Annotated in this window: 19 protein-coding genes and 1 pseudogene; 13 read left to right on the forward strand and 7 right to left on the reverse strand. The window is 54.7% G+C overall.

Annotated features, from left to right (window positions below; all coding sequences use genetic code 11):
* The first annotated feature begins 2 nt into the window (after positions 1–2).
* From F384_RS24400 to F384_RS24440, 9 genes and pseudogenes are all read left to right on the forward strand, one after another.
* A complete protein-coding gene (locus F384_RS24400) occupies positions 3–302 on the forward strand; it encodes a DUF4312 family protein (RefSeq protein ID WP_046495547.1) in 300 nt (99 codons plus the stop codon).
* Positions 303–324: 22 nt separating this feature from the next.
* The gene (locus F384_RS24405) at positions 325–1101 is read left to right on the forward strand and encodes a DUF4311 domain-containing protein (protein WP_042321636.1); all 777 of its coding nucleotides are present in this window, start codon (positions 325–327) and stop codon (positions 1099–1101) included.
* Between the two features lie 11 nt (positions 1102–1112).
* Positions 1113–1757: a DUF4310 family protein gene (locus F384_RS24410; protein ID WP_042321639.1), complete on the forward strand. Its 645-nt coding sequence runs from the start codon at positions 1113–1115 to the stop codon at positions 1755–1757.
* A 44-nt stretch (positions 1758–1801) separates the two neighbouring features.
* Positions 1802–2935, forward strand: a complete 1134-nt coding sequence (locus F384_RS24415) for an amidohydrolase/deacetylase family metallohydrolase (RefSeq protein WP_046495555.1) — start codon at positions 1802–1804, stop codon at positions 2933–2935.
* Positions 2919–4037, forward strand: a complete 1119-nt coding sequence (locus F384_RS24420; protein WP_046495560.1) for a DgaE family pyridoxal phosphate-dependent ammonia lyase — start codon at positions 2919–2921, stop codon at positions 4035–4037. The genes F384_RS24415 and F384_RS24420 overlap by 17 nt, the downstream gene beginning before the upstream one ends.
* Positions 4034–4774 (forward strand): 2-dehydro-3-deoxy-phosphogluconate aldolase, encoded by a 741-nt coding sequence (dagF, locus tag F384_RS24425; RefSeq protein WP_046495566.1) that lies wholly within the window; start codon positions 4034–4036, stop codon positions 4772–4774. Before F384_RS24420 ends, dagF begins: the two co-directional genes overlap by 4 nt.
* A gap of 18 nt (positions 4775–4792) precedes the next feature.
* Positions 4793–6703 (forward strand): BglG family transcription antiterminator, encoded by a 1911-nt coding sequence (locus F384_RS24430; protein WP_046495572.1) that lies wholly within the window; start codon positions 4793–4795, stop codon positions 6701–6703.
* A 77-nt stretch (positions 6704–6780) separates the two neighbouring features.
* Positions 6781–7023 carry a type II toxin-antitoxin system RelB/DinJ family antitoxin gene (locus F384_RS24435; RefSeq protein ID WP_046495578.1) on the forward strand — a complete coding sequence of 81 codons (243 nt, stop codon included), beginning with the start codon at positions 6781–6783 and terminating at the stop codon, positions 7021–7023.
* Positions 7013–7304 (forward strand): annotated as a pseudogene (locus tag F384_RS24440) (type II toxin-antitoxin system RelE family toxin). The gene F384_RS24435 and the pseudogene F384_RS24440 overlap by 11 nt, the downstream one beginning before the upstream one ends.
* 8 nt (positions 7305–7312) lie before the next feature.
* On the opposite strand, the gene nrdG reads toward F384_RS24440, so the two are convergent.
* The 5 genes from nrdG to treR all read right to left on the reverse strand — a co-directional run bounded on the left by nrdG (position 7313) and on the right by treR (position 14799).
* On the reverse strand, positions 7313–7777 hold the full coding sequence (nrdG, locus tag F384_RS24445) for an anaerobic ribonucleoside-triphosphate reductase-activating protein (RefSeq protein ID WP_046495584.1): 465 nt from the start codon (positions 7775–7777) through the stop codon (positions 7313–7315).
* A 259-nt stretch (positions 7778–8036) separates the two neighbouring features.
* Positions 8037–10175, reverse strand: a complete 2139-nt coding sequence (gene nrdD, locus F384_RS24450; protein WP_046495588.1) for an anaerobic ribonucleoside-triphosphate reductase — start codon at positions 10173–10175, stop codon at positions 8037–8039.
* 408 nt (positions 10176–10583) lie between these two features.
* Positions 10584–12239, reverse strand: coding sequence for an alpha,alpha-phosphotrehalase (treC, locus tag F384_RS24455; protein ID WP_046495591.1), 1656 nt, complete (start codon positions 12237–12239; stop codon positions 10584–10586).
* 47 nt (positions 12240–12286) lie between these two features.
* Positions 12287–13705: a PTS trehalose transporter subunit IIBC gene (gene treB / locus F384_RS24460; RefSeq protein ID WP_046495595.1), complete on the reverse strand. Its 1419-nt coding sequence runs from the start codon at positions 13703–13705 to the stop codon at positions 12287–12289.
* 146 nt (positions 13706–13851) lie between these two features.
* Positions 13852–14799, reverse strand: a complete 948-nt coding sequence (gene treR, locus F384_RS24465) for a trehalose operon repressor TreR (protein ID WP_046495598.1) — start codon at positions 14797–14799, stop codon at positions 13852–13854.
* Between the two features lie 469 nt (positions 14800–15268).
* On the opposite strand from treR, the gene mgtA reads away from it, so the two are divergent.
* From mgtA to F384_RS24485, 4 genes are all read left to right on the forward strand, one after another.
* Positions 15269–17977, forward strand: coding sequence for a magnesium-translocating P-type ATPase (mgtA, locus tag F384_RS24470; RefSeq protein ID WP_046495603.1), 2709 nt, complete (start codon positions 15269–15271; stop codon positions 17975–17977).
* Positions 17978–18336: 359 nt separating this feature from the next.
* Entirely contained in the window at positions 18337–19314 is a 978-nt protein-coding gene (locus F384_RS24475; protein ID WP_046495608.1) for a TRAP transporter substrate-binding protein, read from the forward strand.
* A gap of 61 nt (positions 19315–19375) precedes the next feature.
* Complete coding sequence (locus tag F384_RS24480; protein ID WP_046498595.1) at positions 19376–19885, forward strand: TRAP transporter small permease; 510 nt, start codon at positions 19376–19378, stop codon at positions 19883–19885.
* Between the two features lie 30 nt (positions 19886–19915).
* Positions 19916–21202 carry a TRAP transporter large permease gene (locus tag F384_RS24485; protein WP_046495611.1) on the forward strand — a complete coding sequence of 429 codons (1287 nt, stop codon included), beginning with the start codon at positions 19916–19918 and terminating at the stop codon, positions 21200–21202.
* A gap of 54 nt (positions 21203–21256) precedes the next feature.
* On the opposite strand, the gene ridA is transcribed toward F384_RS24485, so the two are convergent.
* Both ridA and pyrI read right to left on the reverse strand, forming a co-directional pair.
* Positions 21257–21643 carry a 2-iminobutanoate/2-iminopropanoate deaminase gene (gene ridA, locus F384_RS24490; RefSeq protein WP_046495614.1) on the reverse strand — a complete coding sequence of 129 codons (387 nt, stop codon included), beginning with the start codon at positions 21641–21643 and terminating at the stop codon, positions 21257–21259.
* A 76-nt stretch (positions 21644–21719) separates the two neighbouring features.
* On the reverse strand, positions 21720–22181 hold the full coding sequence (pyrI, locus tag F384_RS24495; protein ID WP_046495617.1) for an aspartate carbamoyltransferase regulatory subunit: 462 nt from the start codon (positions 22179–22181) through the stop codon (positions 21720–21722).
* Positions 22182–22195: the final 14 nt, after the last annotated feature.

Raw genomic sequence — 22195 nt, forward strand, 5'->3', positions numbered from 1 at the left:
GTATGAAAGAACAATTCACCACAACGGTGAGAGTCACCGGTAAAGGCGAAGCCAAAACGCGCGCCTTTGCCGATGCCCTGAACCACGTTCAGGCCGCGGTCATGAAGGCATCGCCGCATATTTTACTGCGTATTGAGCCACAGGATGTGCAGGTTGTTCAAGCGCGGGAAGCGGTGCGCAAAGAAGCGTTTTTGTTCTTCTTTCTGCGCCGGGAACGACGCACTTACAGCGTGGAGCTGGATGTGACCGTCAACGTGACAGCCATCAATCTGGACAAGGTGGATTTTGTCTCGCAACGCTGATTCTTGTTAAGAAGGCATAATTATGTTCCTGATAATTTTAATAAAATCGCTCATCATCGGTGCCCTCGTCGGCGTGGGTGTGGGGGCCGGGGCTGCACGCATGTTTCATGCGCCTACTACACAGGGGATGGGGGCATTTCGAACTCTGGGGGAACTGAACTCCTGCGAAGGGGATCCGGCTTCTCACTTCTCGTTTGGTCTGGGCTTTTTCTTTAACGCCTGGGCCTCATCCGTTGCGGCGGGCTCGTTCACACAGGACGTGGATCACCGCATTATTCCTAACTGGGGCGCGGCAGCGCTGATGATCAAAAACCGCAACGTCGGTGAAACGCTGCATGACCCGAAAAAGATGGCGATTGCCTGCGGCATCATCGGCATGATCGTCGTGACCTTCCTGAACCTCACCGCCTCTTCCGTACCGGAAGCGTTGCAGGTGACCGCCGTTAAGGTACTGGTTCCTGCGGCAAACCTGCTGGTCAACACCGTGATGCCGGTGATCTTCTGGCTGGCGGCAATCGACGCCGGTAAGAAATCGGGCTTCTGGGCAACCGTTTTCGGCGGCGCGGCGCAGTTGATCATGGGTAACGCCGTACCGGGTCTGGTGCTGGGCATCCTGATCGGTAAAGGCGTTGAAGAGAGCGGCTGGAACCATGTGACCAAAGTGATGATGGCGGCGATTGTTCTGCTGTTCGTCCTGAGCGGCTTCTTCCGTGGCTTCGACATGAAGATGATCGAATCCTTCCACATGACCGTGCCGAACTGGCTCGAACTGATCCACAACTCGCTTAGCGGCAAATAACGGAGGCCACAATGGAACAGAATAAAGGTTTTTGGTTTGCCGACTGGTCGTTCCCGATCTTCGTTGGCTTGCTCTCCTCCGGCGTGTTTGCCGGGACGCACATGTACTACCTGTACGGGATTGGCGCGTTCAACGAAGTGGCTTTCGTGGCCATGCTGAAAGCGGGAATTGATACCGGATCGTACGGCGCGGTGGCGGCGTTTGGCGCCAGCTTCCTGTTCGCCCGTATTATCGAAGGTTCTCTGGTGGGGATTCTGGATATCGGCGGCGCGATTCAGACCGGCGTGGGTCTGGGGGTTCCGGCGCTGCTGCTGGGCGCGGGCATTATGTTCCCGGTTGAGAACTTTATCGCTTCTCTGGCTACGGGGCTGGCGATTGGTCTGGCGATCGGTTACGTCATCATTCTGGCGCGTAAGTTCACCATCAATCAAAGTGATTCGACCTACGGGGCGGACGTGATGATGGGGGCCGGTAACGCCTCGGGGCGTTTCCTTGGCCCATTGATCATCCTCAGTGCGATGACGGCGTCGATCCCTATCGGTGTGGGTTCTTTGGTTGGCGCACTGCTGTTTTACATCTGGCAGAAACCGATCACCGGCGGCGCGATCCTTGGCGCAATGATTTTAGGTTCAATCTTCCCGATTGCCATTAGCTAACCCCCCGGCGGGCGTGAAAACGCCCGCACTAACAGGAGAGAGACATGTTTGATTTACTCCTGCGCCGTGCGCGTCTGGTTGACGATACGGTTTGTGACATCGCCCTGAAGGACGGCAAAATCGCCGCGTTAGGCGAGATAAACGACCCGGCGGTGAAAACCGTTGAGCTCAACGGCGAGTGTTACGTCAGCGCCGGATGGATTGATTCCCACGTTCACTGCTATCCAAACTCCCCGATTTATCACGACGAACCGGACAGCGTAGGCATTGCCACCGGCGTGACCACCGTTGTGGATGCGGGCAGCACCGGTGCCGACGATATTGATGATTTCTATACCCTTACGCGCGAAGCTGCGACGGAAGTCTATGCGCTACTGAATATCTCCCGTGTCGGATTGATTGCACAAAACGAGCTGGCGAACATGGCCAACATCGACGCCGACGCGGTGAAGCAGGCGGTAAAACGTTACCCCGATTTTATCGTTGGCCTGAAGGCGCGAATGAGCAGCAGCGTGGTGGGTGAAAATGGCATTACACCGCTGGATCGCGCGAAAGCGATGCAGCAAGAGAACGGTGATTTTCCCCTGATGGTCCACATCGGCAATAACCCGCCGGATTTGGATGAGATTGCGGAGCGCCTGACGGCGGGCGATATCATCACCCACTGCTACAACGGAAAACCCAATCGTATCCTGACGCCGGAAGGCGAACTGCGCGCCTCGGTCACCCGGGCGATTCAACGCGGTGTGCGTCTGGATGTTGGGCACGGCACTGCCAGCCTGAGTTTCGCGGTGGCGAAACGCGCCATCAGCTTAGGCATTCTGCCGCAGACCATCAGCTCTGATATCTATTGCCGCAACCGCATCAGCGGCCCGGTGTATTCACTGGCGAACGTGATGTCGAAATTCCTCGCCATCGGAATGTCGCTGCCGCAGGTCATCGACTGCGTGACCGCCAATGCCGCCGATGGCTTGCGTCTGAAATCCAAAGGTCGCCTCCAGCCAGGTCTGGACGCTGACTTAACCCTCTTTACGCTAAAGCGTCAGCCAACCGTGCTGATGGATGCCGAAAATGACAGTTTGCAGGCTGAGAATCTGCTGGTGCCGCTTGCCGCAATACGTGCGGGCAAGGGCTATATGACCGAACAAGGGAGCGCGGAACATGCCTTCGATTTTTGAGAAATACCATTTAAAGCAGGTTATTAATACCTCCGGACGTATGACGGCGCTGGGCGTTTCTACGCCGCGCCCGGAAGTGGTGGAAGCGGCGATGGCCGGCATGAACCAGTACTTTGAAATGAAAGATCTGGTGAATAAAACCGGGGAATACATCGCGACGCTGCTGGATGTGGAAGGGGCGACAGTGGTCTCCTGTGCGTCGGCGGGTATCGCCCAGTCGGTGGCTGCCGTGCTGGTTCAGGACAGCGACTGGCTGTTGGAAAACCTGCACGTCACGCCGATTGAAAATAACGAAATCGTGCTGCCGAGAGGCCATAACGTCAACTTTGGTGCGCCGGTCGGCACGATGGTGGCGCTGGGCGGCGGCAAGCTGGTGGAAGCGGGTTATGCCAATGAATGTTCTGCTGCACAGCTGGCTGCGGCGATCACCCCGCGTACGGCGGCGATCCTGTACATCAAATCCCACCACTGCGTGCAGAAAAGCATGCTCAGCGTTGAGCAGGCTGTCGTGGTGGCGCGTAAACATAATCTGCCGCTGATTGTCGATGCGGCAGCGGAAGAAGATCTGCAGTGCTACTACCGTTCCGGCGCGGATCTGGTGATCTACAGCGGTGCGAAGGCCATTGAAGGGCCAACCAGCGGACTGGTCATCGGTAAAACGCAGTATGTCGAGTGGGTGAAACGCCAGACTGCGGGCATTGGCCGGGCGATGAAGGTCGGCAAAGAGGGGATTCTTGGCCTGACCTGCGCCATTGAACTCTATCTGCATGCGCAGAAAGAGAGCGGCGCGGAGATGGTGGAAAAAATGACGCCGTTTATTGACGCGCTGAATGCGCTCAACGGGGTGACCGCTCGCGTGGTGTGGGACAGCGCCGGACGGGATATCGCCCGTGCAGAAATTAAGTTCGATGAAGCCGTTACCGGCATCGCGACGGGTGAACTGGTGGACGCGCTCAAGCAGGGCGAATACGCAATTTACTTCCGTGGCTACAAAGCCAACGAAGGGATTATTGAAGCGGATGTGCGCAGCGTAGACCGCGCACAGCTGGACATTGTGGCGCGCCGTATCGGTGACGTGATTAATCAGGAGAAACAAGCATGAAACTGACCCCGAACTTTTACCGCGATCGCGTCTGCCTGAATGTACTGGCCGGCTCGAAAGAGAACGCTCGTGATATTTACGACGCGGCGGAAGGTCATGTGCTGGTCGGCGTGCTCTCCAAAAATTACCCGGATGTCGAAAGCGCCGTGGCGGATATGCGTGACTACGCGACGCTTATCAACAACGCGCTCTCTGTCGGGCTGGGCGCGGGCGATCCGAACCAGTCGGCGATGGTCAGTGAAATCTCCCGCCAGGTTCAGCCGCAGCACGTCAACCAGGTGTTCACCGGCGTGGCAACCAGTCGCGCCCTGCTCGGGCAGAGTGAGACGGTGGTTAACGGTCTGGTATCGCCAACCGGTACGCCGGGTCTGGTGAAAATTTCCACCGGACCGTTGAGCTGCAAAGCGGCGGACGGCATTGTCCCGGTCGAAACGGCTATCGCATTGCTGAAAGATATGGGCGGTAGTTCGATCAAATACTTCCCGATGGGCGGTCTGAAATGCCGTGACGAATATAAAGCGGTGGCTGAGGCCTGTGCGCGTCATGATTTCTGGCTGGAACCGACCGGTGGGATCGATCTGGAAAACTATGCTGAGATTTTGCAAATTGCCCTCGACGCGGGCGTCAGTAAAATCATTCCTCACATTTATAGTTCTATTATTGATAAGGTAAATGGGAACACCCGTCCGGATGATGTGCGCCAGCTGCTTGCGCTGACCCGGGCGTGTGTAGGTTAAAAAAACGAGGAGAGTGATGTGCGATTCCCCAACCAACGTTTGGCGCAACTGTTTACTATGTTGCAAAACGAGACGCTGCCACAGGATGAGCTGGCGCAGCGGTTGTCGGTTTCCACACGTACTGTTCGTGCCGATATTACTGCGCTCAACGCCCTGCTGACTCAGCACGGCGCGCAGTTTATCCTCAGCCGGGGCAACGGTTATCAGCTCAGGATCGATGACCCGGCAAGCTATCAGTCCCTGCAATCGCAGCAGCCCAGCGCGCTGCGAATTCCGCGAACCAGTCATGAACGCGTGCACTATCTGATGGTGCGCTTTCTGACATCCGCCTTTTCTCTCAAACTCGAAGATTTAGCTGATGAATGGTTTGTCAGTCGGGCGACGTTACAGAACGACATGGCGGAAGTGCGCGAATGGCTGCAACGCTATCATCTGACGCTGGAAACGCGCCCGCGCCACGGTATGAAACTGTTCGGCAGCGAGATGGCGATCCGCGCCTGTCTGACCGATCTGCTCTGGACCCTGGCGCAGCAGGATCCTGCTAATCCGCTGGTGACCGAAGAGGCGCTGTATGCCGGTGTGCCGTCGCAGCTTCAACCTCTCCTTGAGGAGATCTTCAACCGCTTCCATATTCGCCTTACCGACGAAGGCGAGCTGTTTTTGCGTCTGTACTGCGCGGTCGCGGTACGCCGCATCAGCGAAGGGTATCCGCTGTCGGAGTTCACCACCGAAGAGGTGGAAGAGAACGTGTGCCTGGCGGCGCGTGAGATTGCTGCTGTGGTGCAGCATCTGGCAAATCATCCGCTTTCGGTGTCAGAAGAGAACTGGCTGAAGGTGCATATCGCGGCGCGGCAGGTGCAGGAGATTGCCCCCAGCGCGATCAATGCCGACGACGAGGAAGCGCTGGTCAATTACATCCTGCGGTTTATCAACAGCCAGTACAACTATAACCTGTTGAATGATAAACAGCTTCATGCGGATTTACTCACTCACATCAAAACGATGATCACCCGGGTGCGCTATCAGATAATGATCCCGAACCCGCTGCTGGAGAACATCAAGCAGCACTATCCAATGGCATGGGATATGACCCTGGCGGCGGTTTCCAGTTGGGGCAAATACACCCCTTACGCCATCAGCGAAAATGAGATCGGCTTTCTGGTGTTGCACATCGGCGTTGGGCTTGAACGTAGTTACAACATCGGTTACCAACGGCAGCCAAAAGTCCTGCTGGTTTGTGACGCGGGAAATGCGATGGTGCGGATGATTGAAGCGGTACTGGCGCGTAAATATCCGCAGATTGAAATTGTGCATACGCTGACGCTGCGCGATTATGAACAGCGCGAGAGTATCGCGGAGGACTTTGTGATCGCCACTGCGCGGATCGGTGAGAAAGACAAACCGGTCGTGCAAATAGCCCCGTTCCCCACCGATTATCAGCTGGAACAGATTGGTAAATTGGTGCTGGTGGACAGAACCCGTCCGTGGATGCTGAACAAATACTTTGATGCCGCGCATTTTCGTATTATCGACGGCGAAATGGACCAGCAGACGCTGTTTAAAACCTTGTGCGATCAGTTGCAGAGTGAAGGGTTTGTCGATGCGGAATTCCTCGACTCGGTGGTCGAGCGTGAGGCGATCGTCAGCACAATGCTCGGTGACAGCATTGCGCTGCCGCACGCCCTCGGACTGCTGGCGAAAAAAACGGTGGTCTATACGGTGCTCGCCCCACAGGGCATCGCCTGGGGTGACGAAACCGCACACGTGATCTTTTTACTCGCGATCAGTAAAAGCGAGTACGAAGAGGCAATGGCTATCTACGATATCTTCGTCACTTTCCTGCGTGAACGCGCGATGACGCGACTGTGCGGTAGCCAAAACTTCGCCGAGTTTAAAGCGGTAGCGATGGAGTGCGTGAGTCGTTTTTGAGAGCCATTATCCAGATATGAATGTAATGCAGATGTAATGCTATAATGCATTACATTTCTTTTTTCTCTGGAGGCATAATGGCCACACTTAACGTCCGTCTGGATGACAAACTCAAAAACGAGGCGTATGCCGTGCTGGAAAAACTCAATATTACGCCTACTGAAGCGGTAAGACTGCTGTTTCAGTATGTGGCTGAAAATGGACGCATGCCGATAAAGACACTCACTGTCAGTGATAGCGAAGAAGCGTTATTGCGTACTGTCAGGGAGCGACTGGCCGATCCGCAAGAGGCCATTAAGGTCAGACTGGATGCGCTATGAACTGGCGTTTGATCCGCGAGCGCTGAAGGAATGGCAAAAGTTGGGTGAAACGGTGAAAAACCAGTTCAGGAAGAAACTGGCTGAGGTGCTTTTACATCCACGGCTCCCCTCCGCCCGGCTTCATGACTTTCCTGATTGCTACAAGATAAAACTCAAGGCGTCAGGCTTCAGGCTGGTTTATCAGGTGAAGGACGCACAGATTCTGGTATTGGTGATTGCGATCGGTAATCGGTAAACGGGAAAAATCGGCCGTTTATCAGGAAGCTGACAAACGGCTTTGACGGGGACGTTACCGCAAATGGTGCACAACCTGGTTGCTGCTGCCGCGCCAGATCAGCGCCGGGTCTTTCAGATCCTGCACATACTTACCGTCGACCAGCACGTTGATGAGATCCACAACCTGCATTTGCGCGGCATTGAGTTCATCTAGCTTATAGCCGGTCCACACCCAGATATCTTTGCCCGCACATTCAGCGTGAATGCGTTGCACCAGTTTCAGAATATCCGGTACGTTCTGCGGATGAAGCGGATCGCCGCCGGAAAGGGAGATCCCCTGGCGGTGGATCCGTGTATCGTTCAGATCGTTAATGATCTGGTCTTCCATTTCTTTCGTGAACGGTTGGCCTGAATTGAGTCGCCAGGTGCTTTTGTTGTAGCAGCCAGGACATTCGTGCACGCACCCTGAAACAAACAGGGTGCAGCGAGTTCCGGGGCCATTAACGATGTCGACAGGATAATATTGATGGTAATTCATTTTTCCTCGTTGCATTTGGCGCTGTAGCGGTGCTGGCCGCTCTCACTCTCCCGGGTCACTTACTTATGTAAGCTCCCCTGGATTCGTTCGTTTGCCGCCTTGCTACAACACCAACTGCTTAGAGGAAAACCACGACATTGGAACTATAGCGAGCGGTAGTAGGCCGGATAAGGTGCTTGCACCGCCATCCGGCAACATTGTGATACCTGATGGCGACGCGATTGCGTCTTATCAGGCCTACGGCCTTTGCAAACGAAAATTACCCGATCTGTCCATTTCCTAAATGCTTAACGCGACGCTTCACTTCTTCCTGTTTACCGGCGTTAAACGGACGCGCGTCCGGGCTACCTAAATAACCACATACGCGGCGGGTAACCGACACGCGTGCGGCGTCGTGGTTACCGCACTTCGGACAGGTGAAGCCTTTACTGGTGCACTCGAACTCGCCGGTAAAGCCGCACTCGTAGCATTCATCGATTGGTGTGTTGGTGCCGTAATACGGCACATGCTGATAGCTGTAATCCCAGACGTCTTCCAGCGCTTTCAGGTTGTGCTGGATGTTCGGGTACTCGCCGTAGCAAATGAAGCCACCGCTCGCCAGCGGCGGGTAAGGCGCTTCGAAATCGATTTTGTCGTACGGATTCACCTTCTTCTCTACGTCGAGGTGGAAACTGTTGGTGTAGTAGCCTTTATCGGTGACGCCCGGCACAACGCCAAACTCGGCGGTATCCAGACGGCAGAAGCGGTCACACAGGTTTTCACTCGGCGTGCTGTACAGGCTGAAACCGTAGCCCGTCTCTTCCTTCCACTTATCGACGGCCTGACGCAGATGCTCAACAATGGCAACAGCTTTCGCGCGCAGTACGTCGCTGTCATACAGATGCGTATCGCCAAACAGGGCGTTGATGGTTTCGTGGATACCGATGTAGCCTAGTGAAATCGATGCGCGACCGTTTTTAAAGATTTCCGCAATGTCATCATCGGCTTTCAGACGTACGCCACAGGCCCCTTCCATATACAGGATCGGTGCGACGCGGGCTTTAACGCCTTCCAGACGGGCGATACGGGTCATCAGCGCTTTACGCGCCAGCGTCAAACGATCGTCCAGCAACTTCCAGAACGTCTGCTCATCACCACCCGCTTCCAGTGCGATTCGCGGCAGGTTGAGGCTGATCACGCCGAGGTTATTACGCCCATCGTGAACCTGTTCGCCCTTTTCGTTTTCCCACACGCCGAGGAAGCTGCGGCAGCCCATCGGGGTTTTGAACGAACCGGTGACTTTCACCACCTGATCGTAGTTCAGGATGTCCGGATACATACGTTTGCTGGCACACTCCAGCGCCAGTTGTTTGATGTCGTAGTTCGGGTCGCCAAACTTGTGGTTCAGGCCGTCACGAATTGCAAACACCAGTTTCGGGAACACGGCGGTTTTGCGATTTTTACCCAGACCAGCGATACGGTTACGCAGAATGGACTGCTGAATCAGGCGCGATTCCCAACTGGTGCCCAGACCGAAACCAAAGGTGACGAACGGCGTCTGGCCGTTGGCGGTATGCAGCGTATTGACCTCATACTCCAGAGACTGGAATGCGTCGTAGCACTCTTTCTCGGTACGGGAATGCGCGTAGCCGTCGGCATCCGGAATTTGCCACTCTTCCGCCGTTTTACGGTGCTTTTTGAAGCTGGCGGTCACGAACGGCGCGAGCACTTCATCAATACGGTTAATGGTGGTGCCGCCGTAAATATGGCTGGCAACCTGAGCGATGATTTGCGCGGTCACGGCGGTGGCGGTAGAGATCGATTTTGGCGGTTCGATCTCCGCATTCCCCATCTTAAAGCCCTGCGTCAGCATCCCTTTCAGATCGATCAACATACAGTTGAACATCGGGAAGAACGGGGAATAGTCGAGATCGTGATAGTGAATGTCACCGCGCTCGTGCGCCTGCACCACATCACGCGGCAGCAGATGCTGACGAGCGTAGTGTTTGGCCACGATACCGGCCAGCAGGTCGCGCTGGGTCGGGATGACTTTACTGTCTTTGTTGGCGTTCTCATTGAGCAACGCAGAGTTGGTTTGCTCCACCAGGCCGCGAATTTCCTGGTTCAGGCGACCGCGTTTCTCACGCTGAATATCACGGTCATGACGATATTCAATGTAGGCGCGCGCGAGTTGCTTGTAAGGACCCGACATCAGTTGGTTCTCAACCGCGGTCTGGATCTCATTAATATCGACCTGGCTACGCGCATCCATCTGGCTGCTTACGACTTCTGCGACGGTGGCGCAGTAATCTGCGTCATCGACTCCCGCTGCTTTAGCTGCACGCAGAATGGCTTCTTTGATGCGCTCTGATTTAAACGGCACTTTACAGCCATCTCGTTTCATCACATGCGGTGTCATGATCACTCCATAATTTGTAAGAACAGGTTATCCACAGAGGCTCGGGAAGCATTGATATGATTATTCATCTCTCTATCCAATCACTTCCCGCAATCCAGTCCCATGTTATCCACAATGTCACCCTGACTGTGGACATCATCGTTGTTGTAAATGTAGTTGATTAATACAACATGTTGGGGCGGATTGCATTCTAAGTTCTATATATAGTGATTTGCATCAAAAGTGTTTGCGATTTTTTTGATATAGCGCAAGGTAAAAAGCAGAGCGTACAGTTGGCGCGCGTTATAGCGATTGTAAATTGTGATAGAGAAAAATCTGATTATTTATTCAGCAAAAACAGTTAGCTAAGGCAAACCAGGAATTCTGCCCGGAAAGACGTCCTTCTCCGGGCATGAGGGGGTCAGCCGGTTACTTCTGAAGCCACCAGATGGCTTCGAAAGGACGCAGCGTCATTGCCGTCGGCTGTGGTGAAACTTCATCATAGTTGTGCATCAGTACCTGCCAGCTACCCCGGCACGATTCCGGTCGCCAGGCCTGACATTCACCGCTCAGGTTGGCAATGACCAGCAGCGTTTGCCCCTGCCATTCGCGGCGATAGCACCAGAGATACGGGCTGTCCGGCAACAGATCCTGATAGTCGCCCCAGGCGAGTACCGGTTCAGATTTGCGTAACGCAATCAGCCGTTGGTAGGTGTAAAACACTGACGCGTTATCGCCGAGCGCGCGCTCCACGTTGATGTCCGCGTAGTTATCGCACAGAGGGATCCACGGTTCGCCCTGGCTGAAACCTGCGTTTTTTCGGCCATCCCATTGCATTGGCGTACGACTGTTGTCGCGGGATTTACTGGCCAGGATTGCCAGAAGCTCATTGGCATCACGACCTTCAGCCCGCAACTCAGCGAACATGTTATGGCTTTCCACATCACGGTAGTCGGTGATTCGGGTGAAGTGCGGATTGGTCATGCCGATCTCTTCACCCTGGTAGATATACGGCGTCCCCTGCATGCCGTGCAGCACCATCGCCAGCATTTTTGCCGCTGGCACCCGATATTCACCTTCGTCGCCGAAACGTGACACGATGCGCGGCTGATCGTGGTTACACCAGAACAGCGCATTCCATGCGACGTTATGCATCCCTTGCTGCCAGTGGCGGAACAGGGTTTTCAACGCGACAAAATCGGGCTTCGCCAGTGTCCATTTCTCTCCATCAGGATAATCAACCTTCAGGTGATGAAAATTGAAGGTCATCGACAGTTCGCTACCGTCCAGCGCGGCATAGCGCTGGCAATGTTCCAGCGTGGTGGAGGACATCTCGCCGACCGTCATCAGCTTGCGCGGCGTAAAGACGTCACGGTTCATCTCATGCAGAAATTCATGCGCCCGCGGCCCATCGGTGTAAAAGCGGCGACCGTCTCCGTCAAGGTCGTTGGGGAAGCTCTGATCTTTAGAAATCAGATTGACGACGTCCAGGCGCAGGCCATCCACGCCGCGATCGGCCCAGAATTCGCAGACTTTTTTCAGCTCGGCGCGAACGGCAGGGTTTTCCCAGTTCAGGTCCGCCTGTTCCGGGGCGAAGAGGTGCAGGTAATACTGTTCGCTCTGCGCATGCCATTGCCAGGCGTTGCCGCCAAACTTAGAACGCCAGTTGTTGGGGAGCGTATCGGGCGTGCCGTCGCGCCAGATGTAAAACTCGCGATACGGGCTGTCCTTGTCGAGCGCCTCACGAAACCAGGCGTGCTGCGTGGAGGTGTGATTAAACACCATATCGAGAATGATGCGGATACCGCGCGCTTTTGCCTGGGCGACCAGTTCGTCGAAATCATCCAGCGTACCGTAGGCGGGATCGATTGCCGTGTAGTTGGCGACATCGTAGCCATTATCCACCTGCGGCGAGATATAGAACGGCGTCAGCCAGATGGCATCCACGCCCAGTTTATGCAGATAGTCGAGGCGCTGGGTCACGCCACGTAAATCGCCAGTGCCGCTGCCGGTCGTATCCTGAAAGCTCCTGGGATAAATCTGGTAGATGACGCCGTTTTGCCACCAGTGGGGAAGGGTATTCATAGTCATTTCCTGGTTATGCGAGGGGCGCAAGTGCGCCCCGAATAAAATCAGACAATCTGTAACGTGCCCTGACGGTATTTACGCTGGTAGACCACGGAGGTCAGCACGATCGGGATGACAATGGCGATCGCCATCGCGACGGCGTAAACCTGCCAGTAAGTCGGTTGGATGGAGAGGATGCCCGGTAAGCCGCCGACGCCGATGCCGTTGGCCATCACCCCGTACAGACCACAGAGCAGCCCGGCAAGGCCGGAGCCGATCATCGCGCAGAGCATCGGGAAGCGGTATTTCAGGTTGATACCGTACATTGCCGGCTCGGTGACCCCCAGATAGGCGGAGATCGCGGCAGGAACGGAGATCTCGCGTTCGTTCTGTTTACGGCTGGCGATAATAATGCCCACCACCGCAGAAGCCTGCGCGATGTTGGAAAGGGCAATCAGCGGCCATACCGGGGTTCCCCCCATGCTCTGGATCATCTGCATATCAATGGCGAGCGTGGTCTGATGCACGCCGGTAATCACCAACGGGGCGTACAGGAAGCCGAACAGCGCCGCGCCAATCGGGGCGAAGCTGCCGGTCATCAGATGGCGAACCGCAAACGCCACGCCGTCGCCAATCAAGCGGCCAAACGGGCCGATCAGCGCATGAGCGAGGAAGACCGCGAGGATCAATGAACAGACCGGCACCACAACGAGGTAGAGGTAATCCGGCACCATGCGTTTCAGGCGCGTTTCAATCATGCCCAGCGCCAGACCGGCCAGCAGTGCCGGAATGACCTGTGCCTGATAGCCCACTTTCGCGATGGTGAACAGGCCGAAGTTCCACACCTCCGGTACCTGTTGCCCCAGCAGATACGCGTTCATCAACTGTGGCGATACCAGCGTGACGCCAAGCACGATGCCGAGGATCGGCGTGCCGCCCATTTTTTTCACCGCTGACCAGCAGATGCCCACCGGCAGATAGAAGAAGATGGCTTCGCCAATTAGCCACAGGAAGTCATAAATCGTTTTCAGCGCCGGATACATCTGCGCCAGCGTCTGGCCGTTGCTCATCGGCAGGTCGCCAATGACGTTACGAAAACCTAAAATCAAGCCCCCGCTGATCAGCGCCGGCAGCAGCGGGAAGAAGATTTCAGCGAAGTGGGAAATGAGCTGTTCATGCCATTTCATGTTCTGGCGAGCCGCTTTTTTCGCCTGCTCTTTATCGGCGTGCGCCTGTCCGGTGGTCGCCAGCAGCGCCTTGTAGTAATCGCCGACCTCGGTGCCAATCACCACCTGGAACTGACCGGCGTTGGTAAAGCAGCCTTTGACCATCGGCAACTCTTCGATTTCCTTCGGTCTGGCGTTTGCTGGCTGATTCAGCACAAAGCGCAGGCGCGTAATACAGTGACTCACTGTGGCGATATTCTCTCGCCCGCCTACCAGCGCTATCAGCCGGTCAATATCCGCTTGTTTAACTTTGCTCATCATGAAGCCTCGTGGCGATGACTGTGAAAAGGGGGTTGTTATGCGATGGGCTCAGAGTATATCCGGGATAAAAAATTAAAAATGGGAACGTTCCCGAAACGCAGCGAAGATCACAAATTATCGTTCAGAAAGCGATCAGCAATGATTCAGGAAAGGGTGGAAGGAATGACTATCTGGCGCAGATCGCTGCGTCCGTTGATCTGCTCTACCAGTTGGGCAGCCGCCTGGCGCCCGGCTTCGGCATAACCGGGATCGACCGTGACGATCTCCGGATGCAGGAATTTCATCAGCGGCGTATTACCAACGCTCGCCAGTTGCAGGTTATCGACTCGCTGTTCCTGCAAATACTTACTGGCGCCGAGCGCGAGGGTATCCGTGGCGCATACCAGCGCGGAAGTGTCCGGCGTAATGACGCTCGCGGCATGCTCATAGCCTTGCTTCATCGCCAGACCTGGCAGGGCAGCAACGGGATGTAACTTATGTTGTTTGCAAAAGGCGAGATAGGCGTCATGGCGGCGCTGTCCGGTGGTGACGTCACTGTGCGGAACGCCGAGGAAACTGATGTTGCGATGTCCCTGATCGTACAGGCGCTGCATCAGGATTTTAATCGCCCCGTCGTCGTCGTAGCAGACGGAAGCAAAGCCTTTTGCATCACGAGCCAGCAATACCAGTGATGCCTGCCACGGGGCGATCATCGCGTCGGTGATGCCGGTAAAGCCAAACAGCACCACGCCGTCGATGTTGCGGCGTTTCAGCATTCCCAGGTGCTCTTCCACTTTCTCCGGGGAAAACTGGCTTTCCATCATAATAGGATCGTAACCCTGCTCATAAAACACCGGCAGCATCGTCTGTACGGCAAGATTTTCCGACAGTGAATCGAGACGAGTCACAATGATGGCGACCACTTTATCGCTTTGACCACGCATGGCGCGGGCAGAACGAGAAGGGGAAAATCCGTGCTGATTCATCACGGCTTCGACACGCTCGCGAGTCCGTTCACTGACGCCACTTTCGTTGTTCAGCACACGGGAAACGGTGGATTTCCCCACACCGCTTAAGCGGGCGATGTCTTTGATAGTCAGCCGATTTTGCATCCTGTTTTCCCGTGGTACGCTGCAAAAGATGATAAGAGGGTAACTTTACTCGTAGAAACCTCAATGGGCAAAGTCTGGTTTATACACGTCATCCTTCACGCTGCCTCAGTCCTGGCGTCGTTCATTCACTTGCCTCAGGATGCACCCGAATGATTTTGTGTATACGTTTTGTTTAATTGCCGGGGGTTATTATAACGCCATAGATGCCACAAATATTATGATCTACAACTTATAATCTGCGGGCTAAATCATTCACTTACCGGAGGCTTTATGGATCCCGATCCCACCCCTCTCCCGACATGGAGAACACGCGCTTTCCGGTAAGTCTGCCCTTCGCTGTCTTACCGGTGATGTAAGACAGTGACGCGTTAACGTCCCTGTTAAGAAAATCATGTTACCTGTCAGGTAAGGCTTTGCCACGCCTGAAGGATATTTCTGCGCCCGTCTTGTTGGCGCGGAGGGACTGCCTATGTTTAAAAATATCACTCGCCAGCTGTTTGCCCGGCTTGGCCGCCATCTGCCCGATCGCCTGGTGCATCGCGATCCGTTACCGAATGCACAGTCAATTGCCAGCACCCCGATTCCGTCTTCACTGAGTGAACACTGCCTGAAAGTGGCCGTGATGGATGAAAAGACGTTGTGGAAGACGTTTAATGCGCATCCGGAAGGACTCACTGCGACTGAGGTGAACGCCGCCCGCGAACAACACGGAGAAAACCTTCTGCCCACCCAGAAACCGTCGCCGTGGTGGAAGCATCTGTGGGTCTGTTATCGTAATCCGTTCAATATCTTACTGACCCTTCTGGGGGCTATCTCGTATGCCACCGAGGATCTATTCGCCGCCGGGGTGATCGCCCTGATGGTGGCAATCTCCACGCTGCTTAACTTTGTCCAGGAAGCGCGTTCCACCAAAGCGGCAGATGCGCTGAAAGCGATGGTCAGCAATACCGCGACGGTGCTGCGGGTCATCAATGATAAAGGGGAAAACGGCTGGGTTGAGCTGCCTATCGATCAACTGGTGCCAGGTGACATCATCAAGCTGTCGGCGGGGGATATGATCCCGGCCGATCTGCGGGTGATTCAGGCGCGGGATCTGTTTGTCGCCCAGGCGTCGCTAACCGGCGAATCGTTGCCGGTGGAGAAAGTGGCGCGCACTCGCGACGTCGCTCAAAGCAACCCGCTTGAGTGCGACACCCTCTGCTTTATGGGGACCAACGTGGTGAGCGGCACGGCGCAGGCGATGGTGATCGCCACCGGCGCCCATACCTGGTTTGGTCAACTGGCAGGGCGCGTCAGCGAACAGGAAAGCGAGCAGAACGCCTTTCAGAAAGGGATCAGCCGCGTCAGTATGTTGTTGATTCGCTTTATGCTGGTGATGGCGCCGGTGGTATTGCTCATTAATGGTTATACCAAAGGCGACTGGTGGGAAGCGGCGCTGTTTGCGCTCTCTGTCGCCGTGGGACTGACGCCGGAAATGTTGCCGATGATTGTCACCTCGACGCTGGCGCGCGGCGCGGTGAAACTGTCGAAGCAAAAAGTGATCGTCAAGCATCTGGATGCGATTCAGAACTTCGGCGCGATGGACGTTCTGTGTACCGATAAAACCGGCACGCTGACCCAGGACAAAATAGTGCTGGAGAATCATACGGATATCTCCGGCAAGCCCAGTGAACGCGTCCTGCATGCCGCGTGGCTGAACAGCCATTACCAGACCGGGCTGAAAAACCTGCTGGATACCGCCGTGCTGGAAGGTGTTGATGAAGGGGCCGCGCGCGCGTTGTCTACCCGCTGGCAGAAAATTGATGAGATCCCGTTTGATTTTGAGCGCCGTCGGATGTCGGTGGTGGTAGCAGAAGAGACGGAGGTACATCAACTGGTGTGTAAAGGCGCGTTGCAGGAGATCCTCAGCGTCTGTACGCAGGTGCGTCATAACGGCGAAATTGTCCCGCTGGATGACAACATGCTGCGCCGGGTGAAACGCGTGACCGACACGTTGAACCGTCAGGGGCTGCGCGTCGTTGCCGTGGCAACGAAATATTTGCCGGCACGGGAAGGAGATTATCAGCGCATTGATGAAGCCGATCTGATCCTTGAAGGCTACATTGCCTTCCTCGATCCGCCGAAGGAAACTACCGCCCCCGCCCTGAAGGCGCTTAACGCCAGTGGTATCACCGTGAAGATCCTGACTGGCGACAGCGAACTGGTGGCTGCGAAGGTGTGCCGTGAGGTGGGCCTGGACGCCGGAGAGGTGATTGTCGGAAACGAGATTGAAAGCATGAGTGACGATGCGCTCGCCGCATTGGCCCAGCGTACCACGCTGTTTGCACGCCTGACGCCGATGCATAAAGAACGGATTGTCCGGTTGCTCAAACGCGAAGGGCACGTGGTGGGTTTTATGGGCGACGGCATCAACGACGCGCCAGCGCTGCGTGCGGCGGATATCGGCATCTCGGTTGACGGTGCGGTCGATATCGCCCGTGAAGCGGCCGATATCATCCTGCTGGAAAAGAGCCTGATGGTACTGGAAGAAGGAGTGATTGAAGGGCGCCGTACGTTCTCCAATATGCTGAAGTACATCAAGATGACCGCCAGTTCTAACTTTGGCAACGTCTTTAGCGTGCTGGTGGCGAGCGCCTTTTTGCCGTTCTTGCCTATGCTGCCGCTACACTTGCTGATTCAGAACCTGCTGTACGATGTCTCCCAGGTGGCGATCCCGTTTGATAACGTTGACGATGAGCAGATCCAGAAACCACAGCGCTGGAATCCGGCGGATTTGGGTCGCTTCATGCTCTTCTTTGGCCCGATCAGCTCCATCTTCGACATTCTGACGTTTTGCCTGATGTGGTGGGTATTCCACGCCAACGTGCCGGAAGCGCAAACGCTGTTCCAGTCAGGCTGGTTTGTGGTGGGACTGCTGTCGCAAACGCTGATTGTGCATATGATTCGTACGCGCCGTGTGCCATTCATTCAAAGTCGCGCTGCCTGGCCGCTGCTGTTGATGACGCTGGTGGTGATGGTCGTGGGAATTGCGCTGCCATTTTCGCCGCTGGCAGGTTATCTGCAATTGCAGGCGTTACCGCTCAGTTATTTCCCCTGGCTGGTGGCGATCCTGGTGGGTTATATGACGTTAACGCAACTGGTGAAAGGCTTCTATAGCCGCCGCTACGGCTGGCAGTAAACAAAAATAATGGCTGCTTCGGCAGCCATTCTCTTTTTTTTACCGTGCAAGAATATATTCTTTCCCTCCGTCGTGTTTTATTTTTTTTGAAAAACAAAAGTGGTGTGGTTGATCACAATTTAAGCCCTCTTCAGAACATCTTTTTTCCAGGAAAAAGACCTTCATTGCAAAAATGAAACAGCGTGCTAAAAAAAATTCCATCCTGCGTCATTTTATGAACATAATCATCGTAATAATTTGTTACACCGACTCGTCTGCGTGGGCAATGTCATTCCTTACTGTCCCTTTTAATTAAGGCGGCCCTCTATCCTGCAAGTCGTTTGTATTTATGAAAATTATAAACCTCTGGAGATGGAAAAATGAAACTGACCAAAACCTTGTTGAACCTGTGTATGGGGTCTGCCTTGCTGCTGGCCGCTCAGGCGGCGTCTGCACAAACGTTGCGTGCGGCAGATGTCCATCCGGCGGATTATCCGAACGTGGTCGCTGTGAAGCATATGGGTGAAAAACTCAGCGCCGCTACCGACGGGCGTCTGGATATTAAAACCTTCCCGGGCGGTGTGCTGGGCGATGAAAAGCAGATGATTGAACAGGCGCAACTGGGCGCGATTGATATTATCCGCGTGTCGATGTCTCCGGTTGCCGCCATATTGCCAGAGATTAACGTCTTTACGCTGCCCTATATCTTCCGTGATGAAGATCACCTGCACAAAGTGCTGGACGGGGCGATTGGTCAGGAAATTGGCGACAGACTCACCGCCAACAGCCAGTCCCGACTGGTGTTTCTTGGCTGGATGGATGCAGGTACGCGTAACCTGATTACCAAGGATCCGGTCGTGAAACCGGAAGACCTGAAGGGGATGAAAATCCGCGTTCAGACCAGCCCGGTATCGCTCGATACCTTAAAAGCGATGGGCGCGAATGCGATCGCCATGGGGACCAGCGAGGTGTTCAGCGGGATGCAGACCGGGGTCATTGATGGCACAGAAAATAACCCACCAACCTTTGTCGCGCATAACTATCTGCCGGTTGCCAAAAATTACACCTGGAGTAAGCATTTCATTATTCCTGAGCTGTTCCTGTTTTCAAAAGCCAAGTGGGATAAGTTGAAAAAAGAAGATCAGGATTTAATTATTAAACTGGCGAGAGAAGCACAAATGGAGCAGCGCCAACTCTGGGAAGCATATAACGCGAAATCGCTGGAAACGATGAAAGCGAATGGTGTGAATTTTCATGATATCGATACGAACTATTTCTATAAAGCCACACAGCCCGTCCGGGAGCAATATGGTAAAGACCACCAGGATTTGATCAAGCGAATTCAGGATGTGAAGTAATTCATCAGGCGGGTGACGGAGGTCATCCGCCTGAATCGGTTATTCGTTCGAGGTGATGATTATGGGTGAATGTTATTCATCGGTAATGGATGTGCTGTATCGAATTTCAATGTGGATTGCCGGGCTGGCTTTATTGGTAATGGTCGCGGTTATTCCTGTAGGAATATTCGCGCGCTATGTGATGAATAGCGCGCTGTCCTGGCCTGAACCGGTCGCCATATTATGCATGGTGACATTCACCTTTGTCGGTGCGGCGGTCAGTTACCGTGCGGGTTCGCATATTGCTGTCAGCATGGTGACCGATCGTCTTGGCGAAATGGGACGCCGGATCTGCTTTATCGGTGCCGATCTGATGCTGCTGGCGATCAGTATTTTTATTCTTTGGTACGGTTCGACGCTCTGTTACGAGTTGTGGCAACAACCCGTGGCGGAATTTCCCATTTTGACTGCCGGGGAAAACTATCTTCCGCTCCCTATCGGTTCTGCGATCACGCTGCTTTTCATCATCGAAAAGATCTGTCGTGGCGATCAGTATCAACGTCCCGTCGTCATGCTGGGTTCAACCAGTTGATGACCGAACCGACTTCATAGGGGAAAGCAAATGGATGCATTTATTCTCGTTTTTACGCTCGGCATCATGCTGGCGATTGGGGTGCCGGTGGCGTACGCGGTGGGGATCAGCGCGATCGTCGGGGCGTGGTATATCGATATCCCGCTGGAAGCGGTGATGATCCAGTTGACCAACGGCGTGAACAAATTCTCGCTGCTGGCGATCCCATTCTTTATTCTGGCCGGTGCGATTATGGCGGAAGGGGGGATCGCGCGGCGGTTAGTGAACTTCGCCTACATCTTTGTTGGCTTCATCCGTGGCGGTCTGTCGCTGGTGAACATTGTGGCGTCGACCTTCTTTGGCGCGATCTCAGGATCGTCGGTGGCGGATACCGCGTCCATCGGTTCGGTGATGATCCCTGAAATGGATAAGAAAGGGTATCCGCGCGACTTCGCCGCAGCGGTTACCGCCAGCGGTTCGGTGCAGGCAATCCTGACGCCGCCCAGCCATAACTCGGTTATCTACTCGCTGGCGACGGGCGGTACGGTGTCGATTGCCGCGCTGTTCATTGCCGGGATCCTGCCGGGGCTGTTGCTGAGCTTTGCCCTGATGGTGATGTGCGTGGGCTTTGCCCATAAGCGCGGCTACCCGAAAGGGGAGCGCGTACCGTTCCGACAGGCGCTGAAGATCTTTCTCGATACGCTGTGGGGACTGATGACGGTCGTCATCATCATGGGCGGGATCCTTTCCGGTATCTTTACCGCAACGGAATCGGCGGCGATCGCCTGCCTGTGGGCGTTCTTCGTGACCATGTTTATCTACCGCGACTACAAATGGTCTGAACTGCCGAAGCTGATGTATCGCACGGTGAAGACCGTAACCATCGTGATGATCCTGATTGGTTTCGCCGCGGCATTTGGCGCCATTATGACGTACATGCAGTTGCCGATGCGCATTACCGAAGCCTTCACCAGCATCTCGGATAACAAGTATGTCATCCTGATGTGCATTAACATCATGCTGCTGCTGATCGGTACGCTGATGGACATGGCGCCGCTGATCCTGATCCTGACGCCCGTGCTGCTGCCGGTCACCAACGCTCTCGGCATTGATCCGGTACACTTCGGGATGATTATGCTGGTGAACCTGGGGATTGGCCTGATCACGCCGCCGGTGGGCTCGGTGCTGTTTGTCGCCAGTGCGGTGAGTAAACAGAAGATAGAGCAGGTGGTGAAGGCGATGCTACCGTTCTATGCGGTGCTTTTCCTGGTGCTGATGCTGGTGACCTATATCCCGGCGATTTCGCTGTTCCTGCCGAAATTCTTTGGCGTGATGTGAGGGGACGGCAGTGACAAAAATCCGGGCATTTATGCCCGGATTTTTGTTTATCGCTTAGCGACGAACGGCGATCGCTTCGATCTCGATCTTCACGTCTTTTGGCAGACGCGCGACTTCCACGCAGGAACGTGCCGGGAAGGTGGCGTTGTGCTCGGTGAAGAACGCTTCGTAGGTGGCGTTGACGGTCGCGAAATCGTTCAGATCTTTGACAAACACGGTCGTTTTCACGATGTCGCCCACTTTCAGGCCAGCGGCTTCAACGATAGCTTTCACGTTTTCCAGTGACTGACGCGCCTGTGCAGAGACGTCGTCCGCCACGCTGCCGGTTTTCGGATCAACCGGGATCTGACCGGAAGTGATGATCATGCTGCCCAGATCAACGCCCTGAACATATGGACCGATTGCTGCGGGTGCATTTTCCGTCGCGATAGTTTTGCTCATGATTTCTCCTGAAGTACAGCGGTAAAAGAATTTTCCCAGGTATTATAGGTAGCCAGGAATTTATAACCAACCCCAATTAGTTGGCCAGCACCACATAATGAGAAAACTCTTTTTCACAGTATTTGCATTTGAGAGCAATGTCATCTACGCGTTTTTTCACTGCGAAGCTGGATGAAACCGGCTCGGCGTGGCTGATGCAGTTACTGTTCGGGCAGACCAGCACGCTGTCGATGCGATCCGGCAGGCTTGGGCGAGATTTCCCTACCACTTCGTAGTTGTCGATACGGTTAACGGTGGCCTGCGGCGCGTACAGTGACAGTTGGTTAACCTGTTCGGCGGTCAGGAAGGTATTCTCGATTTTTATCAGGTCTTTACGCCCCATTTCACCAGAAGGCAGGTTAAGACCGATGGTGATGCGCTGATCGGTTTCGGTCAACTTAAACAGGGTCAGCAATTTAAAGCCAACCTGCGCGGGAATATGGTCGATTACGGTGCCGCATTTGATCGCTTCAACCTGCAGTTTATTATCGTGTGTCATCTCGTTATCTCCCC

This window comes from Citrobacter amalonaticus Y19 (genome assembly GCF_000981805.1).
GTDB lineage: Bacteria > Pseudomonadota > Gammaproteobacteria > Enterobacterales > Enterobacteriaceae > Citrobacter_A > Citrobacter_A amalonaticus_C.

What these genes read in the sequence shown, in the direction of transcription:
- F384_RS24400 (WP_046495547.1), top strand. Translation starts at nt 3, where the DNA reads ATGAAAGAACAATTCACCACAACGGTGAGAGTCACCGGTAAAGGCGAA.
- F384_RS24405 (WP_042321636.1), top strand. Translation starts at nt 325, where the DNA reads ATGTTCCTGATAATTTTAATAAAATCGCTCATCATCGGTGCCCTCGTC.
- F384_RS24410 (WP_042321639.1), top strand. Translation starts at nt 1,113, where the DNA reads ATGGAACAGAATAAAGGTTTTTGGTTTGCCGACTGGTCGTTCCCGATC.
- F384_RS24415 (WP_046495555.1), top strand. Translation starts at nt 1,802, where the DNA reads ATGTTTGATTTACTCCTGCGCCGTGCGCGTCTGGTTGACGATACGGTT.
- F384_RS24420 (WP_046495560.1), top strand. Translation starts at nt 2,919, where the DNA reads ATGCCTTCGATTTTTGAGAAATACCATTTAAAGCAGGTTATTAATACC.
- dagF (WP_046495566.1), top strand. Translation starts at nt 4,034, where the DNA reads ATGAAACTGACCCCGAACTTTTACCGCGATCGCGTCTGCCTGAATGTA.
- F384_RS24435 (WP_046495578.1), top strand. Translation starts at nt 6,781, where the DNA reads ATGGCCACACTTAACGTCCGTCTGGATGACAAACTCAAAAACGAGGCG.
- nrdG (WP_046495584.1), bottom strand. Translation starts at nt 7,777, where the DNA reads ATGAATTACCATCAATATTATCCTGTCGACATCGTTAATGGCCCCGGA.
- nrdD (WP_046495588.1), bottom strand. Translation starts at nt 10,175, where the DNA reads ATGACACCGCATGTGATGAAACGAGATGGCTGTAAAGTGCCGTTTAAA.
- treC (WP_046495591.1), bottom strand. Translation starts at nt 12,239, where the DNA reads ATGAATACCCTTCCCCACTGGTGGCAAAACGGCGTCATCTACCAGATT.
- treB (WP_046495595.1), bottom strand. Translation starts at nt 13,705, where the DNA reads ATGAGCAAAGTTAAACAAGCGGATATTGACCGGCTGATAGCGCTGGTA.
- treR (WP_046495598.1), bottom strand. Translation starts at nt 14,799, where the DNA reads ATGCAAAATCGGCTGACTATCAAAGACATCGCCCGCTTAAGCGGTGTG.
- mgtA (WP_046495603.1), top strand. Translation starts at nt 15,269, where the DNA reads ATGTTTAAAAATATCACTCGCCAGCTGTTTGCCCGGCTTGGCCGCCAT.
- F384_RS24475 (WP_046495608.1), top strand. Translation starts at nt 18,337, where the DNA reads ATGAAACTGACCAAAACCTTGTTGAACCTGTGTATGGGGTCTGCCTTG.
- F384_RS24480 (WP_046498595.1), top strand. Translation starts at nt 19,376, where the DNA reads ATGGGTGAATGTTATTCATCGGTAATGGATGTGCTGTATCGAATTTCA.
- F384_RS24485 (WP_046495611.1), top strand. Translation starts at nt 19,916, where the DNA reads ATGGATGCATTTATTCTCGTTTTTACGCTCGGCATCATGCTGGCGATT.
- ridA (WP_046495614.1), bottom strand. Translation starts at nt 21,643, where the DNA reads ATGAGCAAAACTATCGCGACGGAAAATGCACCCGCAGCAATCGGTCCA.
- pyrI (WP_046495617.1), bottom strand. Translation starts at nt 22,181, where the DNA reads ATGACACACGATAATAAACTGCAGGTTGAAGCGATCAAATGCGGCACC.